The 17329-nt window shown below is 59.3% G+C and carries 14 protein-coding genes and 1 pseudogene; all 15 read right to left on the bottom strand.

The features are described from left to right. Nucleotides 1-20 precede the first annotated feature (20 nt). Nucleotides 21-1842 (bottom strand): annotated as a pseudogene (locus C816_RS02185) (DNA cytosine methyltransferase). 15 nt (nt 1843-1857) lie between these two features. Continuing rightward, nucleotides 1858-2721, bottom strand: coding sequence for a conjugal transfer protein TrbL family protein (locus tag C816_RS02180; RefSeq protein ID WP_016320768.1), 864 nt, complete (start codon nt 2719-2721; stop codon nt 1858-1860). A 39-nt stretch (nt 2722-2760) separates the two neighbouring features. Continuing rightward, complete coding sequence (locus C816_RS02175) at nt 2761-3117, bottom strand: hypothetical protein (RefSeq protein WP_016320767.1); 357 nt, start codon at nt 3115-3117, stop codon at nt 2761-2763. 12 nt (nt 3118-3129) lie between these two features. After that, complete coding sequence (locus C816_RS02170; RefSeq protein ID WP_016320766.1) at nt 3130-3462, bottom strand: DUF3852 domain-containing protein; 333 nt, start codon at nt 3460-3462, stop codon at nt 3130-3132. 17 nt (nt 3463-3479) lie between these two features. Continuing rightward, entirely contained in the window at nt 3480-3884 is a 405-nt protein-coding gene (locus C816_RS02165) for a hypothetical protein (protein WP_242832090.1), read from the bottom strand. A gap of 177 nt (nt 3885-4061) precedes the next feature. Continuing rightward, nucleotides 4062-10826: a SpaA isopeptide-forming pilin-related protein gene (locus tag C816_RS02160; protein ID WP_016320764.1), complete on the bottom strand. Its 6765-nt coding sequence runs from the start codon at nt 10824-10826 to the stop codon at nt 4062-4064. A gap of 93 nt (nt 10827-10919) precedes the next feature. Then, a complete protein-coding gene (locus C816_RS02155) occupies nt 10920-11894 on the bottom strand; it encodes a CAP domain-containing protein (protein WP_016320763.1) in 975 nt (324 codons plus the stop codon). Nucleotides 11895-12014: 120 nt separating this feature from the next. Beyond that, a complete protein-coding gene (locus C816_RS02150; RefSeq protein WP_016320762.1) occupies nt 12015-12860 on the bottom strand; it encodes a class D sortase in 846 nt (281 codons plus the stop codon). Nucleotides 12861-12900: 40 nt separating this feature from the next. Next, nucleotides 12901-13824, bottom strand: a complete 924-nt coding sequence (locus C816_RS02145) for a hypothetical protein (RefSeq protein ID WP_016320761.1) — start codon at nt 13822-13824, stop codon at nt 12901-12903. Between the two features lie 16 nt (nt 13825-13840). Next, a complete protein-coding gene (locus tag C816_RS02140) occupies nt 13841-14215 on the bottom strand; it encodes a SpoVG family protein (protein WP_016320760.1) in 375 nt (124 codons plus the stop codon). A 38-nt stretch (nt 14216-14253) separates the two neighbouring features. Further along, nucleotides 14254-14607, bottom strand: a complete 354-nt coding sequence (locus C816_RS02135; RefSeq protein WP_016320759.1) for a hypothetical protein — start codon at nt 14605-14607, stop codon at nt 14254-14256. 12 nt (nt 14608-14619) lie between these two features. Beyond that, complete coding sequence (locus tag C816_RS02130; protein ID WP_016320758.1) at nt 14620-15366, bottom strand: DUF3849 domain-containing protein; 747 nt, start codon at nt 15364-15366, stop codon at nt 14620-14622. After that, the gene (locus C816_RS02125) at nt 15356-15865 is read right to left on the bottom strand and encodes a hypothetical protein (protein ID WP_016320757.1); all 510 of its coding nucleotides are present in this window, start codon (nt 15863-15865) and stop codon (nt 15356-15358) included. Before C816_RS02125 ends, C816_RS02130 begins: the two co-directional genes overlap by 11 nt. Before the next feature lie 15 nt (nt 15866-15880). Next, nucleotides 15881-16861: a DNA adenine methylase gene (locus C816_RS02120; RefSeq protein WP_016320756.1), complete on the bottom strand. Its 981-nt coding sequence runs from the start codon at nt 16859-16861 to the stop codon at nt 15881-15883. Continuing rightward, the gene (locus C816_RS02115) at nt 16854-17207 is read right to left on the bottom strand and encodes a helix-turn-helix domain-containing protein (protein ID WP_016320755.1); all 354 of its coding nucleotides are present in this window, start codon (nt 17205-17207) and stop codon (nt 16854-16856) included. The genes C816_RS02120 and C816_RS02115 overlap by 8 nt, the downstream gene beginning before the upstream one ends. Nucleotides 17208-17329: the final 122 nt, after the last annotated feature.

The raw sequence follows: 17329 nt of genomic DNA, 5'->3' as shown, positions 1-17329 counted from the left end.
AGGAAGCGAAACCGACAATGTTATTGCTTCGGCAAAACCGCCATGGCGATGCCCCGCATAATATACTCCACACACGGAATTGCGACCGAGTTCCCCAAAGCCCTATAGCGTGCGGAATCGGACGCGCCGGACAGGTCTGTCCAAAAATCGGGAAAACCCTGGAGCCTCTCGCATTCCAAAGGCGTCAGACGCCGGATGAGCCTGGGCGGTTCTGCAGCACAGCAGAGAGCCGGTTCCTGAGCGTCAGACTGCTCCGCTGCCTGATAGATGAGATCGGTGGCGTTCTTATCCTGCTGGGCGCTTTCCGTGGAGGCAACGTCTCCTTCCTGGAACTGGTCTGATCGCTGCCTGGTAAAGACAGCGTGGCGGTGTTCGGAGGTCAATGTATAGGCAATTCCCTCCTGAATGCCGAGACCGTGTCCGCCGTGCTCAGGCGCGCAGTCTACGGTATTGCCCAGGATACAGAGTACTTCAGCGGATTGGGCAATCAGCGGGAGATTGTTGCCTCCGGTGCCGCCGCGGTTCGTTAATGTGGGTGATACCTTGTGCGGGCCGGTATACCTGGCGTCAATGCCATGATTTTCATAGAGTTCGACTGTCTTGGGCAGCTCTATATCTTCCTGGTCCCACTGCATCCCAAGTACCAGCGGCTGGTGTCCATGCTCCTGTGCCCGCAGCATCCCAGCCACATCTTCAGAGCATTCCATAACACTTCCGCCCTGATCGTTCAGGCAAAGGACAGAGGGCATCATGTTTCCGCTGGCGGAGGCTTTTAATGTAGGCGATACTTCCTCCTGATAGCCGATGCTTCCGGCGGCTGGGCTGGCGCCGGCGCAAAAGCCCGCCGCAAACAGCAGCCCACCAGGATTCCGTCCTCCACCTCCATCGGCGCTGGCCAGGGTGGGGGCTTTGCTCTCCGGGGTAAAGATGCGGGATTGCTGCGTGTCCCAAGGTGTGAGACAGTCCGCCACAAAGGTTTGCTGTTTCATTCCGGGTTGTACGCCCGGCGCACCGGCTACATCATGAAGATCCCGCACCTCGTCCCTCTGGTTCGCGGCGAAGGCAATGGGTTCAACTGCCGGAAATGACAGTGGAACCAGCCCCGCCTGAGCCATCAGCGCCGTTTTCAGCTGGGGAGGCAGCTCCTTCCCCCGTTCCCTGGCCCGGCGCAGAATACCCAGGCAGGCTGTCCTGCTTAAATAGTATTTGCGGGGCGGATCTTCCTGCAAAATCTGCGACAAGGAATATACGTCTTCTTCTCTGAGGGGTGCGGGGCCAGTATTGAGCATCGAAGACCCGCCAAGCCAGGGAGAAGTCATTTCCCAGTACGATTCGCCCAGCAGGTTGCCATGCCCAGGGGTAAGGTCCAGAGACATGAGCGGAATCGCTTTTAATTCGGACGATCTCCTCCAGGACAATGCGGAAATCCTCCCCCTTGGGGGTCCCTGAGCTGAACGCGCCGGGCACATTTTCCCAGCACATCCATCGGGGGCGAACAGCGAGCCCTGTCCGTCCTCGTTCCAAATCTGCATTTCGCATCTCCTTTACAATACGGATTTGTTCCATAAAAAGGCCGGAGCGGGCACCGTTCAGACCGGCCCTCGCTCCAGCCACGCTGAGATCCTGGCACGGGCTGCCGCCGCAGATCATGTCCACAGGCGGCAGCTTCGCCCCGTCCAGTTTGGTGATGTCCCCCACATGGATCATGTCGGGGAAATGGTGTTTCGTTACTTCGATGGGAAAGGCTTCGATCTCGCTGGCCCAAAGGGGGTCAATCCCCGCCCGGACCGCCGCCAGTGGGAAGCCGCCGATCCCATCGAAGAGGCTTCCCATAGTGAGCATTTTTCTTCTCCTGTCCTACTTGATTGTTGCCGCCACTGCCTTGGTGGTGTTGACGGCTGCCTGGGCGGTGTATACGGCGCTCATGATGTTGGCCCTGGTGGTGGTGTCCAGGCCGAAAGTCCCGGCGATTCTGGGCACCTCTCCCGCGGAGAGCATGAGGCCCAGCCCCAGCAGGGCGTTTTCCCGGAACACCATCAATCCCGCCACAAGGATCGTGGATTGCAGAAACGCCGTCAGGCAAAGCCCGATGACCTGCTTCATCCACTGGACAAAGCCGTCCACATACCCTCTGGGGATGCTGAACATATAGAGGCTTCCCACGGCGATCTGGATGAGCAGGATGCCGCCCCGTTTCAGATTGGCGAAAAACACCTTGATTACAGCGTAGGCCATCATAATGATGCAGAAGATCAGCATGATCGGACTGGTGAGGACGCTGAGTCCGAAGCTGGGCGCACCCGCCATGTCCGCAAGACTCTCCACGCTAGTCAGTTCCTCGATGATCCGCTCTCCCACGGTGCCAATGCTGGTCCCGGCTCCGGTCAGGCCCATGGCGAAGGTTCCCTGCAAGGACACCGACAGGGCGTAGAGCCGGACGGGAACCACAGTGAACAGGCTGACGGATAGAAAACCCTTGACGGCGTTGAGAGCGGTCTGCCGGAGGTTCCCCCGGCCTGTGGAGTATTCAATGCCAAACTCGAAGCCGGAGACCACCAGGCTGACGCCGAACAGCGCCCAGCCCAGCTGGGAGAAAAACAGGACAATAGCCTGCACCCAGTCCAGCTCGAACAGCTCCACGCCCATGTTGCCCATAACGGAAAAGAAGTTTCCGAGGAAGCCCACCACCTGTCCGTAGAACCAGTCGATGAGGTTGTCCATGATGGTGGAGGCTACGAAGTCAAAGATAAATATGATTGATCACCTCATTTCTGAGTCCGGCTCCCGGAATAGGCACAGGTATTTCTCCGCCAGCTCCCAGAGCGCGCCAATATCCGGCGATGGACGGCAGACATCCCACCCAGCGTCTTCTCCGCGCTTGGATTCGCTCCCCTTGCGATGGGGCAGATCCCAGGAGCGGAGCGATACGGTGTCCACCGGGCCGGACAGACGGTTCAGCACGGTCAGCCGGAGTCCGTCATAATAGCCGCCGCTGGAGGCGGATTCCACTTTCGCCAGATTTCCGCCATTCAAGCGGAGATAGCAGGCGCCTCCGAGACAGACTGCGTCCGGGTACCGCACCCTGATGACCGTCTGCAATTCCTGCCAGAAAGTCATTTTCCGGCATCGTCAGATGCCGATGATGCCCCAGATATAGGACGGGGCGGTGAGGGTGAACACCAGGCAGGCGAAGAGGATCACCGGGCCGGTCCACTCGAACTGTCCGTGCTTCCGATAATCAAAATACGCCATGCCCAATTTAGTGAAGAAAGCGATGGCGAGGATCATATCCAGCGCCGGGAAGACCACTTTCTCCACCACGGTTTTGATCTGCGTGGCGGCGCCCTTCCAGGTGCTCTCCACAGCTGCGGCGACATCCCCCGCGGCGAGGGCGGGGGCGCAGCAGAGAGCCGCCACCATCATGGCGATGGCGAGGATACGGATCATCTTCTTAAACTTCATGTCGGTTTTCCTCCCTATTAAAAGTTCATATTCATTTGCGGACTTTGAGCCGAGGCGTCTAACCCAAGCACATCCCGCAGCTTCGGGAACTGCGCTGTTTCGCTTTCCAGAAAGCCGTCCCGCATCATCTGTCCCAGCTTTTCCAGGCTGGCCCCCTGACCGAGCTGTACCGTGGCCTCCTCCAGCTCATAGGGGTACAGGCAAAGACGCTCCAGTCCCAGCTCCAGCGTTCTCGCGGCGGAGGATTCCCCATGCTCGGCTTTGAGCTGGCAAAAGCCAGCCAGGAGGGTATCGTACCAGTGGGCTTTGGCAGTCTCCAGGTCCGGTTCCTCCTGGAAGTCAACATACTGGCCGCTCTGAGTAATCTCATCCACGAATTCGAGCCACGGCTGGATCGCTTCCTCTTTCACATTAGGAAACATACCAGCCATCGCACCGCAAAACACCTCCGCACTCAGCGGCTTCCCATCCAGTACAAACTGACGGAGGCTTTCCAATTGAAATCGGTTTTTTCCCTCTGTTTTCAAATTCTCACCTCCAGATACAGGGAGAGGAGCCGCCCTTTCGGACGGCTCCTCTCTTAACACAGATGGAATTGCTCAATAGCCGGTGCGGGGCAGGGGCCTGGCGGGCTTATAGACTCTGGTGACCCACCGGCTGGTGGCCATGATCCACTGCCCATTGTAGACGCCGCCCACGTCCGCCTGGTTGACGAACTGGGTACCTCCGGTGAGCCAGGACACCACATTGCAGTACACCCTCGGGGCCTCCACCTGCCGGAAATTGCCGGGAACGACGCCGAAGGAGAGCATGAACTCGGTGACATACTCATTGGAGGCCAGACCCAGAGCGGCGGGAGAGGCATCCAGCACGTTGTTCTGCTGGGTGTTCAGATTGTCGTACATGGTGCGGTACTCGCCGTTCAGGTTCGTTTTGTACACGATCTTGTAATTCCCCTGTACGTTGTAAGTCCCTGTGACAATCTTGTCCAGACGCACCGCGTTGGGCAGGGTATCTCTCCAGTAGAAACTGGTGAGGGCGGTGGTGGAGTTGTTGGCGATGCCGCTGAAATCATAGCGGATCTGCTGGCCGGGCATGACCTCCACAAAGCCTGTCTTCTTGATGCTGACGTTGGTGTACAGAGCCTTGTTGGTCATGGCTGCCTTGACAATCTGACCGGCGTACTCGATCTCCACCTCAATAGGCGTTTGGTCGATGCCGTAGAACTCCGCGGCCTTGGATTCCACCACCTTGTACCGGCCCAGAGGCAGGGGCTTAGACACGGCCAGGCCGTTCTTGTCTGTTCTGACCGTATCCACCAGATTGCCGGTGCGGTAGTGGTAGATCTCAAACTCCGTGCCGGGGATCGGAGTACCGGCGGGCCAGCCATTCATGGAGTTGTAATCGGCGCTGGTCTTGGTAATCTGGATTTGTCCGGTGACAGCGGTATTCTCCCAGGTGATCTCGGTGGTGGTGCCATCGGTGACATAGACCGTCTTCAGCTGGGTATCCACCAGATAGCCGTCATTCTCCAGTTCCCGCAGGTAGTACCGCCCGGAGCCGGGCAGGTCGTCGATATAAACGTACCCCTTATCATCGCTGGTGTACTGCCCAATGGGATTCTTGCTGGCATCATAGAGGAGGAAGGTCACCCCACAGATCCCAGCCTTGCTGGCGGAATCGATCTTGTGGATCAGAATGCCGCTGAAAGCCCTGTTGGTCACGGTCAGGGTCGTGGTTTTGCCGTCTTCAATGGTAAAATAATGGGGTGTGCCGTCCACCTGGAACCCCTTGCCCGCCTCGGTCTCCACCGCGCAATAGTTCCCGGCGTCCAGATCCACATGGACGCGGCCATCCTCACCGGTAGTGACAGTATCAACCAGCCCGCCGTCCATCTTCCGGATCTCAAAAGTGGTGTTGGGAATGCGCTGGGTTTTGTCGGCCTCGTTGACCTTGATGAGCTCCAAACCGCCGATGGGAGTGTTATACACGGTGATGGTCTGGGTGTCCGCGGGGCGAACGGTAACTACCTGCCGCTTGGTGCCGGGGTCAACGGTGTAATTGGGCAGGGGCTTGGTCTCCTCAATGACCACTGTTCCAACAACAGGCACCCGGATCTCTCCGTTGGCGTCCGTCCTATACAGACCCAGGGAGGACAGATGCCCGTATGCGTCGTCCACATACTCGCCGGAGGCGCAGCTCAATTTGAACTCCACTTCGGCCAACGGCTTGGAAGTCAGCTTATCCAGTTTCCTGATCACGAGATACCCGGTTGCCTTGTTGACAAAGCGGAGGGTCTGCCCACCGATGCCGCCCTTGATCTCAATGCTCTTGGGGGCAGAGTCCAGCACTATGCCGTCAGGGACCTTGATCTCTCTGGCGGTGACGGTGATGCCCGGCTCCAGATTGGGGATCACAATGCGGCCATTTTCATCGGTGATGTACTCACCATTGTCAGGGCCGACCACAGCGCCGCTGGAATCGGTTACCAGGAAAGTGACCCCCTTGAGGGGCTGATTCCCGGTCTCCGTCTCCAGATACTTCTCAATGGTGAGGGTGGTCTTGGGGATGTTCTCCACGACTACGTCATTTCCTCCGCCGGAGGTCCCACCGCTGCTGGAGCCGGTGATCATGCTGCTGTTGCTGCCGTTGCGGACCGTGATGACATGGGGCGTGGGATCGAGGACATAATTGGAGGGCACTCTGGATTCCACCACCACAACAGTGGAGTTGGGAATCAGGCCTGTCACCGTTACAGTTCCATCCTGGCCGGTAGTGTAGCGGCCCAGAACATTGCCATCGCCGTCCCGCAATGTGAACTCGGTGTTGGGCACGGGCTTTCCAGTAATCGCATCCTTTTTCGTGAGCGTCAAGGAGCAGAGAGGCTCGTTATACACCACCAAAGTCTGCGTATCCGCCGGATTCACTGTGACACTCTGGATGCGGGTGGCCTCGTCGATGATATGGGTGGGGAGGGTCTTGACCTCCTTCACCACGACGGTGCCCACCACGGGGACACGAATCTCACCATTGGCATTTGTAGTGTACAGGCCCTTGGAGGACAGGTGCCCGTTGGCGTCGTCCACATAGCCGCCCTCGGCGTAGGTCAATTCAAACTGAACGTTGCTCAAAGGCTCCTTGCTGATTTTATCCAGCTTCCGAACCACGAGATAGCCCGTCTTTTTGTTGTAGAAGCGGAGGATATTGGCTCCGTCGTCACTGATTTTGATGGTCTTGGGGATGCCATCCAGCACCACGCCATCGGGTACCTTGATCTCCCGCACGGAGATGGTGGACCCCGGCTCCACGCCGGCGATTACCACCCGGCCATCGTCGCCGCTCACAAACTCGCCGTTGCTGCTGCCGACCACGGCTCCGGAAGAATCGGTGACCAGGAAAGTCACACCCTTCAGGGGCTTGTGCTCACTACCCTCCTCCTCAATGTACTTTTCGATAATGAGGGTATTTTTCGGGCTGTTGTAAAAATAGAGCTCCTGCCGGTCATCCGGGCGCACAACAACCGTCTGGCTCCGGGTCTCCGGGTCGATGGTGTAGCCGGGGATTGTGGCCTGCTCTGTCACAGTCACAGTGCCCACAATGCCGTTGATCGTGATGGTTCCGTCAGGTCCGGTGTAGTAGACGCCGTTGGAGGAAATTTTTCCGTTTTCATCGTCTACCACGCAGCCGGGGGCGTAGCTGACCTTGAACTGTACACCTGCCAGCGGCGTCTTGCGGTCCAGGCTGCTGTACTTGTGGATCACCAGGGACCCCAGGGGCTGGTTGAACAGCTCGATATTGTAGGTGCCGGGTCCCTTGACTTCAATCGTTTTCGGGGTGTCGTCCAGCAGGAATCCGGGCTTGCTTTTTACCTCCTGCACGATATAGCTGCCGGGTTCCACGTCCACCTTAATAAAGCCGTTTTCGTCCGTTCGGAACTCGCCGTTGGATTCGCCCACGACAGTTCCATCCGCCCGGGTGATGCGGATCACGACGTCGCTCAAAGGCTCCTTCGTGGTGCTGCTCATTTTCTTGACCACGATGGACCCAATGGGCTGGTTGTAGAAGTAGACGCTCTGGTGGTCATCGGGATTCACCACAATGGTCTGGCTCTTGCGGTTTTCATCAATCAGGTAGCCAGGGATTGTGGAAACCTCAGTAAATACCAGTGTCCCGGTCACACCGCTGATGTTAATCTGGCCCTCGGCATCTGTATAATAGATGCCATTGCTGGACAGCTTCCCGCCAATGTTGTCCACCACCTGCCCATTGGCAAAGGTGATTTTGAAGCCCACGCCCTCCAAGGGGGTCCGGCGGTCCAGACTGCTGTACTTGTAGAGCGTGACAGACCCCTTGGGCTGGTTGCGGAACTCCAGGGTTACCGTCTGCCCCGCCTTGATCGTGGCGGTCTGGGGCACGTCGTCCAGGATGTAATTTTCCTTTGCTCTGGTTTCACGAGCCACAATGGTGGTGCCGGGGTCTACATTGGAGATCAGGATGGTGCCCGCGGAGTCCGTCACGAACTTGCCGTTGGCGTCGCCCAGCATGGTCCCGTGGCTGTCCGTGATAAAAAACTCGCAGTCACTTAAAGGCGAATGGTCGGCGGCCGAAATTTTCTTGATCAAAATTGCGCCCTTGGGACTGTTGCCGAAGTAGAGCTGCACCACGTCCTGCTCCTTGCCGGAGATATAGGCCGTCTGCGGGGCGGTGTCCATGACGTGGTCGCCGTCGCTGGCCAGCTCCTCCACGGTGTAGGCGCCCGCTTTCAGGCGGTTGATGGTGAAACTGCCTCCAGGGCCGGTCTTGTAGGTGCCGATCACCGTGCCGCCGGAGCCGCTGGTGCCGGACATATAGCGGACCTGGAAAATAGCGCCCTCAACCGGCTCGCCAGTGACGGAATCATACTTCCAGACCACGAGTGCCGAGAGAGGCGTATTTTGGAAACGGACGGTCTTGCTCTCATTTCCGTGGATAATGACCGTCTGGATGAGGGGTTCCTTGAGCTGGAAACCGTCAGCGGGCTCCAGCTCCGTGATGGTGAATTCGCCGGGATACAGCCGCTTGCCCAGCTCATGGACCCGGATCTCACCTCTGGAGTCCGTGAAAACCTCGCCGTAGTCGATGGTGGCGGGGGCCTCCGCAGCCTCGCCATTACTGGTGTAGACGACATGGAATTTAGCGTGTTCAATCGGCTCCCCAGTGATGGAATTCTCCTTGAAAACGGTCAATTCCGGGGCCTTGCGGTTACGGAAAACCACCGTCTTTTCATCGCCGGGACTGAGGGTGATGATCTGTACCCTGTCCGCGTCCTTGTCGGGGAGGTAGTAGGGCGACGGAACGGATTTTTCCGTGATCTGATAGGTGCCGGGAGCAACACGGAGGGAGACGGTGCCGTCCGGCCCGGTGGTCCAATCGTCCTGATACGTGCCGTCCAGGGCCTTGACGGTCAGGACGGTTTTGGGGATCGGGGTCTGGCTGTCCGCGTCAATTTTCCTGAGCGTGAGCAGGGGCTGCTTGAGGTTGTCATAGATCAGCTCCTTGTCATCCCCGGCACCCAGCCAGATTGTCTGCGTCGGCTCATCGCCAACGACCCACGGGTCCGGGACACTCTTTTCCGTTACCGTATACGAGTCAACGGGGATACCAGTGAGGACCGCCTTGCCATCCGGGCCGGTCTCTACATCCTGGTGGAACCCAAAATGAATGCCCTTGACCTCAAAATGGGTGTTGGGGATCACGCCGCCGGTCTGCTTGTCCCGCTTCAGAATCGTCAAATTAGGCAGCCGCTTGTCGGCAGCCGTCACGGTGACAGTGCCGCCGCCGTTGATGACGGCCTGATCCACATGGGCGATGACCGGCTCCCGCAGTCTGGCAAAAGGAGCCGGGGCGCTTACCTCAACAAAAGCGTACATTCCCTCCGTCACGTTTGTGATGGTGATACTGCCATCCGCCTTTGTCTCCTCACTAGCGATGATCTGGCCATCTTTCAAGACGTTGAACACCGCGCCGGGCAGGGGATTGCCGCTGTCGTCCAGTTTCAGCAGCCGAATTTTGACACGGGCGTCGTTTTCAAAAATGAGGGCAATATCGGTCTTGCCATCCCAGACGAAGGTCTGCTTGGTCTTGCTGACATCCGGGCTCAGACTGTACCCCTCCGGCGGGGTGACCTCCTCCGCGGTATAGCTTCCCACGGGCATCTGATCCCAGGGCACATCGGTGAGATAGCCGCCCACGCCGGTGGTGTAGGTGCCCACAAAGTTGTTGTCTACACCGGTGATCTTGATGACCGCCCCGGCCAGACCCGTGGAGGGGTCGTCCGCGTCCACTTTGCGGATCGTGCCCTCGCCGGTGGCGGGCGGGGTGTCCGTAAAGGTGACGGTCACGGTGCTACTGAAGCCGTTGGGCAGAACCACATATTCCGGGCCGGCGTTGTCGATCTCATAGCCATACGGCGCCTTGGTCTCGGTCACGGCGTAGGTATTTGCGGTGAGGCCGTCCAGCCGGCAGGTTCCATCCGGCCCAGTCACCACATCCCTGGAGAAGGAGCCGTTTTCCGCCTGCACATGGAACTCCGCTCCCTGCAGGCCCTTGGTGGGATTGGTAGAATCCACTTTCCTGATAATCAGGGAGTAATCGTCCTGTGTTTCATGATCTACAGACAGCTCACCGAGGATGACCTTCTGCACGGAACTGGCAGGATGGGTGGAGCTTCCCGCGCCGGTGAAGGTATACTCATAGACCGCGCAGTCTCCCCAGACGCCCTGATTGCCAAGGTCAATAATATATTGCGTCCGGTCCCGGAAGGAGGAGCCGTCCCTCTCATCGTCAATGCTGGTAAAGTGAGTACCCTCAAGAGAGTTATAGACAGCCATGAGTTCCTCAGCACACCCCACCACGGGATCGCCGAGACTGCCCTGCTTGTACCGCCAGATGATAGCTTGTACCCAGGCGTTCATATACCAGGTATAGCCGTCATCCCAGATGGTGTTCACGCCCAGAGCCTCGGCCTGATCGGTAAATACGCCAGTGGAGTGGGCATAATAGTACGCCATCATCATGGATACCGTGGGATCGGAGAGGGTCGTTTTATGTCCCCAGGTTTGACCCAGCAGAGACTGCCCCATGCCGCCGCCCTTGGTGCCGCAGAATCCGGTGGTCGTCTTGCTTCCATCGGCGTAGTACATCTGATGCAGGGAACAGCGGCCAAGAGCCGCGGATTCATAGGACACACCGGACATTCCAAAGCGGTCCAGCTTGATCGTGTCTCCCGCGGCCATGGCCTGCGAGGGGAACAGACCGAGGACACAGACCAATGCCAAAAGCATGGCCGTCATGCGTGTCCATAGAAAATGGGTTCGTTTTTTCATAAAAATAACGTCCTTTCATGTGCTTTTGCAAAAAGAAAAGCCCCTCAGCATCTGCTGAAAGGCTTTTCTTAATTGCGTGGATCGAATGTTAGGTTATAGAGGGCTGTACGCATTGGGATCGCCTACCACCATGTAGCAGTAGGCTGTGCCGCCGGATAGGTAGACGCCAGTACCGAGGCAAGTGGCATCTTCCCGTATCATCGTTTGGAAGTGCCCGGAGGAATTGACCCAGTTAAAGACTGCTGTCTGCGCGGCGTAGTGATACCCGCTGGCCGTGAAGCAGGTCAGGTTAAATCCGCCGCCATAAGGCCAGCCGTAATCCCGCAGTACCTGCCATTCATACAGGCTGTGATTCCGCATCTGGTGGGCGGCACAGTCCTGGGCGGCATTCATCAGGGCCTCATTTACCTCCAGCTCCGCCACGCCGTTTTCCCGGCGCACCTGGTTGATGAGGCGGACCATCTCCTGCCGGACCTCCATATTGGCGGACAGGTCAATCCCGCCCTCTGGTGCGGAGGGCTGTTCGCCCGCTGTGCCGCCGGTCACAGTCAGCGTGAGCTGGCCGGTCTCTCCAGAGCTGCTTCTGGCGGTGACCGTGGCGGTCCCGGCTGACTTCGCCACGGCGACCCAGCTCCCGGATACCTTTTCAACTGCGATGACCGCCGGATCGCTGGAGGTCACCGTATAGGCCGCCCCGCTGGGGCTAATGATGAGCCCGCTGCGGTCTCCCGTGTTCAGGGTATCTCCCTTGTAGCTGCTCACCCGGACCGCCTGCGCCGCTGTGGGCGGAGGCGTTTGGGTCGGGGCCTCTCCGGTGTAAGGGGAGCTGCTGTCCACCTGAACGCCGTTGGCCCAGTAGACATTGAAACCCACCTCTTTTCCGATGTCCCGGAGCTTGACGAAGTTGTTGCCCGCGATGTTGTAGGCGGTCATGTGTACCTGATGGCCGTCTACATAAATGTTCTGCCAGCTGGGCTCCGCCATCACGCCCGCGGCAGCCGCGCCGCCGGTCAGCACAGCGCCAAGCGCCATGCCAACGGCCAGGGTCCCGAGGTCTCTCTTTTTCATTCTCTGCGCCTCCTTGATCTTTTCCTGCCCACATCATACCCCAAAGAGGGGTTGAAAGCTATGGGAAAGCGGAAGAGGAGAGGTAGAAAAAGAAAGGTAAAAACGAAGCAGATTACATAGTCAGGAAATCTCCACCGCACGGACACACCAGCGGAGATCCCGCTCGTTCCGGACGCAGGTGTACAGCGTCAGACAGTTGTCCCGCGTGTCAGTGAGACTGCTCCGGTCCGTCTCGCTGACCTTGGCCACAGAGGTCACCTCATAGGTCCGGGTCCCCAGTTTGGTGGTCAGGGTGATCCTGTCTCCGGCCTCCAGGGTGTGGATCTGACCGAAGTAGGAATTGGTCCCCCGGTTGTGCGCGGCCAGTCCAACATTTCCAGCCCAGATGGAGGTCTCCGTAAAGTGGCCCACACCCTTTGCCAGGGTCCTGCTGTCCGTGCCCTGGTAGATCTTCACCTCCAAATCAATGGCGGGGATCTCCAGTGTGCCGAGATGCCCGCCTCTGTAGTAGAGGTCGTCCGTCACCTCCGTGTAGCCGCTGGAAGTGCTGCCGGGATCGGTCACCGTCACGGTGGAGGAGCCGGGAACATAGAGCGCCCCGGCACCGGAGGCCGCCCCGCCGCCCATGGCGGGGGACTGGATCACGGCGGAGCTGCCGTTGATAACGGCTCCAGCAGTCGGCTGATAGCCGGGGGCCAGATTGGGCGTCAGCGGCGTACCGGTGTGCAGAGTGTCGGCGCTGGGACTCCCGAAAGAGGGCGGCGCGAGGGCGGCATTCTTGCTCACATCCTCATTCTTCCTGGCCCCGCCGTCTGCGGTGTAGATTACCTCAATGGAGGTGGGCTTGCCGTACTCCGGGTCTCCTGTCCCGTCAAAGGTGTACTCCATGGGCCCGGCGGCGCTGGCGGGGACGGCCAGAGACGCCGCCATGGACAGAGCCAGAAGCAGCATGGTCAATTTCTTCATCGTGTTTGTCAGCCCTTTCTTTTATAATGTATGGCTGGGATCAGGCATCCCCATCGCTGCCCTCCGCCAGCTCATTGCGCCGCTTGAGGAACAGAGCGATGCCGATGCCGCCGCCAGCTGCGGCGATGAGGCCCAGGGGCACCAGCAGGAGCGGCCAGTTGAAGCCGGAGGCGGAGGCGTTGATATCCGAAATCTCCTCCGCGGGTTCCGCCGGCTGGAGGGGCGTACCCTCGAAGATGGCCACATACCGGGTCTTGTTCAGCGCAATCCTGCTGACGGTGCCGGTGTAATCGGCAGAGACGGTGTACCCCTTGATATAGCTGCTGGTGGCGCTGCCGGTGTAGGTGGCCACTGCGGTGTAGCGGTCACCCAGGGCATAGCCGTCCAGACTGCCGGTGTTGTCCGTCTGCCAGCTGACGTCCTGGAGAGTCAGGGTGCGCCCGCCGTCCTGGATGGTCTTGGGGATGTACTGGGTATCCTGCCCAGCCAGGTTGGGATAGCTCCGAGTGGTGGAGACCTGCTTGGTGGAGCTTGCATAGCCGGAAGGCTCCACCTGCACCGTGTCCAGCCGCAGGGTCAGGATACCGGCAAGGCCGTCCTCGGTGATGAACTCCTTCTCCTGGGGCAGCAGGGCCAGCACAGAGGCCATGTCCTTGCTCTTGCTCTCCAGCGTCACCGTTTCGGTGTGCTGGCGGCTCTCATGCTCCGGCAGCTCCTGTTTCAGCAGATCCACCAGCGTATAATGGTACCCGTCCTGCTGGAAGTCCGAGCGGGGAATCCCGACGGGATCGTCCTCCGGGGACAGGTCATAGATCTTGCGGATCTCGGTGCCGTCCTCATTCCTGGTAACAGAGGTGGGATAACACACTTGGGCGGGGTCGGCCCACTCCGCCGCGTGAGCGGCGGGAGCGAGGGCCATGGTCAGCGCCAGGGCCAGGGCGCAGACAGTGGTCAGTCTTTTCATGTTCTTTTCCTCCTCTTTACATTCCCATTTCCGGGGCGGGAGGAGCGTCCATGCTCTGCCCGCCGTTTTCCTGCTGCCGCTGGGGAAGCTGCGTCAGCGACTGCTGGTAGGCGTCCAGCACCGCCTGGTGGAACTGCTGGTGGAACTCCTTGGTGCAGGGAAAGCAGACGTCCTTGTAGCCGTCCCTGCCCTTGTAGCTGGGCATGGAGACGAAGGGGCCGTTGCTACCGTCCACCACCTTCACGCCCCGGACGGCGAAGCAGCCGTTCAGGTTGACGGAGGCGTCCGCCAGGACGGGGCCGCTGGCGTGGAGGGAGTGGATCTTCACATCCACCTGCATGGGGAGTATCTCCCGCTGGGGGACGGGAGCCGGGGTGGGGGTCTGTTTCATTGTCGTTTCCTCCTTAAAATATTCTGGATAAAATGGGGTCACTTTAGCGTCATACCGCCTGTGGCGGGAACGGTTTCCGGCTCGGGGCCGTGTTCCCGCAGGCTCCGAAGGGCGTGCTTGAAGGTCTCGCTGCAGGCCGCATTCTGTTCCTGAATCCACTGCTCCCGCATGGCCTCCAGCGGATCATCAAAGCGCAGCAGATATTCCAGCAGGTCGTCCGGATAGGCTTTGGCGTTCAGAACCAGCTCCTCGAAGCAGGTGCGGGCGGCATCGATCTCAGCCGCTTTGGCGAAGACGGAGCGGGCGGGACGCTGCAGCATGGCTTCCTCATAGGCCGTCCAAGCTGCCTCTACCTTTTTGGCAAGATATGTGTGGATCTCAATCCTCGTCACAGATATCCCTCCTCAACCCATGCCGCCCATGATGGGGCCGCTCTGCTCCGGTTCCTGCCGGAGGCCGCGAAGCTCCTCCAGCTTCTCCCGCGCCCAGTCCGGCAGGTACTGTTCATCCAGAACGCCGGCAAAGTCGGAGCGGTTCCAGCGGGTCTGCTCGCCGTCTCCCAGGCAGGTGGCAAAGACTGCCTGTCCTCTGGCGTGAGGAGTGCAGCCAAAGCCCCCCTCACCGTACCAGAGCTGATTGCGGGGGTCCCAGCAGCTCTCCCGGAGCGTGTCAGGACTCATCACCAGCACCTTGCCGGCATAGTCCTGCTCGTGGCGGTCACCGGTGCAGTGCTCCGGTCCGAAAAGGCCAAGGGCTCGATATGCCTCCTGTGCCTGCCGGATAAAAGATTCCAGCCGCGGCGCTGCCGCATTCACCGCGAAATAGATGTTGTATTTGCGGTCCGGGGGTACGAAAGTCCTCTGTCCCCATTGGCGGACCGCACTGCTGATCTGGTCCGGATCATCCAGCTGTGAGATCGAATTGGCAAGGACAAAGTTCACCCGCTTAAATCCGTATTGCTCCAGCACGGACAAGGCGCAGCCCTCTGTCAGGTCTCCGTCCGCTCCATTGCAATGGTCCCGGACAGCACATTCGACGGCCCTCGCGCAGCTGACGTTTGTCTTGAAGCTATCCGTGTACAGCCGCTCCTCTTTTCGTCTCTGGGCTTCCTGCCGGGAATAGGGATACACATGGGGGAAATCAGCCGCCATAGATAACCCCGTTTTCCCGCATCAGACCGTCCAGCTCATCCAGACAGATTCCCGTCTGCCGGAACATCTCCAGAAGAGCCTCCGGCACATCCCGCAGGTCCGGTCCCTCCGCGGCGGTGATATGGATCGTGCCCTCCTCCGCGAAGACGTCCAGCTTGGCGCCCTTGGGAATACCGGCCTCTTCCAGCAGTGCGTCCGGAATGGGAAACTCATCCTCACCCTGAAGGCAGGGACAGTCCGCGCTGCAGTTGTCACAGGGGCCGCATGTGTTTGCCAGATGGATCAGGAGATTTGTCGCAATTGTCCGCAGGAACTGGATGGTCCCAACCAGCTCCGCGGCCGTCATCGTCTCTCTCAAAACCACCGCGGCGTCCTCGGAGGCTTGAATGTCGACAGGCGTACCGAGCTCCATGCCGCTGGAGGTGAGGAGAAGGGACAGGGGACCGACGGACTCCGCCGTGTTGTACTTCTTACAGTTTGTCATTTTCTGGGAATTCATAGGAAACCTCCAATATTAAAGTTTAATCAGTGATTTTTTCGGGGTATGCACCAGCTCCAGCCGGAGCTTTTCCGTCTCCTGTCCGCCAAACAGCGTCAGCTGATCTGCCAGGAATGGAGTGGGATCATAATTGGTCATGAGCAGTTCGCCGTACAGCGCGCCGCTCCGCTTCGCCATGGGATTGTCCCGTGTGAAAGCCAGGATATAGAAGTCGTCATACAGGCGGCGGATGAAGTGGTGATCGTTGTAGGACACCGCCACAGGCCCCCGGCATTTGTGCAGAACCCGGTGAAGCCGGGTGTGGTACTGCGCCGCGATCTCCATGTCGTAGCTCCGCTCCGCGCCGAAATAGGGTGGGTCACAGTAGGTGAGCCTGTTGACGCCGTCCCGCTCCCGGATGATCTCGATGGCGTCCTTGTTCTCAATCGCCACGTCCTGGAGCCGCTCAGAGGCGGACATGAAGAGGTACAGGAACCGGGACACGTTCAGATCCTTAACCGCGAAGGAGTTGGTAGTGGCGTTGAAGCTGCCCCGGACCCGCATGACATAGGCCGCCGCCCGCTGGACGTCATAGAGCTCCAGCCGCTCCTGGAAGATGGGCCGCAGCTCCGCGGCCTGTTCCGGGGTGAAGCACGCCGGGTCATCCAGGATCTCCAGCTCCTCCTGGATGTTCCGAAGGGTGATCTCCTTATGCGCGGCGAAGTCCTTATAGAATTCAAAGACCGCTCTGGAGTGGATGGGGAGGAAGCGCAGTTCCCGAAGCAGGGCGTTGCAGCGTTCTTTTACGCAGAGATGGAGGTTGCTGAGTTCCACATTCAGGTCGTTGTAGATGTCCAGCCTGCCGGGGCGGGGCGGCATACTCAGCAGTACGGCGGCACTGCCGCCGAAAGGCTCCAGATATTGCTTCATGTTGGGCGGAAAGACCTGGGTGATATAGGGTGCCAGCTTTTCCTTCCCGCCCACCCATGGGATGACTGGCCTTGCGATGTCAGCCACCCCCTTCCTCACCGCCGGGGCCGCTCTGCCGGGTTTCATCGGAGGCCCCGCAGGGTTCTCCAAACTGTTCCAGCGCGGACTCCAGGCCGTGGATGGCCGCCTCCAGGCCCCGCACCATGGCCTGGAGCTGGAGAATGGTGGTATAGACCTCTCCGGCAGTTCTGGCGTAGAAGTATCCGTCCCGGCTGCTGCAGACGGGGACGCCATCCTGCCGCAGACGGTTTACCAGCTTCCTCAGGTCCGTGCCGCTGAGGTGAAGCACCTGCTCCAGCTCGGCGCCTTTCACGGTATATCTCCGCCCGGAGCAGGCGCCCTTCAGGTAGGCCAACAGTTGATTCTTCCGCATTTTTTTGTCCTTTCCGGGGCCGGTTTCCCGAAAAAGAGCGCAAAAAAAGAAGGGGCCGTTTGTCCCTTTCGGAAAACGGCCCCTATAATGATTTACTTATTCACTTTTTCTCTGGTATGGGC

Origin of the sequence: Oscillibacter sp. 1-3 (genome assembly GCF_000403435.2) — a bacterium.
Classification (GTDB): domain Bacteria; phylum Bacillota; class Clostridia; order Oscillospirales; family Oscillospiraceae; genus Oscillibacter.
The sequence above is the reverse complement of the archived record's forward strand: the minus strand, read 5'-3'. Positions and strand labels throughout refer to the sequence as shown.

Excerpts from the sequence above, each read along its gene's own strand:
- C816_RS02175 (WP_016320767.1), bottom strand. The coding sequence starts at position 3,117 with ATGACTTTCTGGCAGGAATTGCAGACGGTCATCAGGGTGCGGTACCCG.
- C816_RS02160 (WP_016320764.1), bottom strand. The coding sequence starts at position 10,826 with ATGAAAAAACGAACCCATTTTCTATGGACACGCATGACGGCCATGCTT.
- C816_RS02180 (WP_016320768.1), bottom strand. The coding sequence starts at position 2,721 with ATGGACAACCTCATCGACTGGTTCTACGGACAGGTGGTGGGCTTCCTC.
- C816_RS02140 (WP_016320760.1), bottom strand. The coding sequence starts at position 14,215 with ATGAAACAGACCCCCACCCCGGCTCCCGTCCCCCAGCGGGAGATACTC.
- C816_RS02165 (WP_242832090.1), bottom strand. The coding sequence starts at position 3,884 with ATGTTTCCTAATGTGAAAGAGGAAGCGATCCAGCCGTGGCTCGAATTC.
- C816_RS02170 (WP_016320766.1), bottom strand. The coding sequence starts at position 3,462 with ATGAAGTTTAAGAAGATGATCCGTATCCTCGCCATCGCCATGATGGTG.
- C816_RS02125 (WP_016320757.1), bottom strand. The coding sequence starts at position 15,865 with ATGAATTCCCAGAAAATGACAAACTGTAAGAAGTACAACACGGCGGAG.
- C816_RS02130 (WP_016320758.1), bottom strand. The coding sequence starts at position 15,366 with ATGGCGGCTGATTTCCCCCATGTGTATCCCTATTCCCGGCAGGAAGCC.
- C816_RS02145 (WP_016320761.1), bottom strand. The coding sequence starts at position 13,824 with ATGAAAAGACTGACCACTGTCTGCGCCCTGGCCCTGGCGCTGACCATG.
- C816_RS02150 (WP_016320762.1), bottom strand. The coding sequence starts at position 12,860 with ATGAAGAAATTGACCATGCTGCTTCTGGCTCTGTCCATGGCGGCGTCT.
- C816_RS02155 (WP_016320763.1), bottom strand. The coding sequence starts at position 11,894 with ATGAAAAAGAGAGACCTCGGGACCCTGGCCGTTGGCATGGCGCTTGGC.
- C816_RS02115 (WP_016320755.1), bottom strand. The coding sequence starts at position 17,207 with ATGCGGAAGAATCAACTGTTGGCCTACCTGAAGGGCGCCTGCTCCGGG.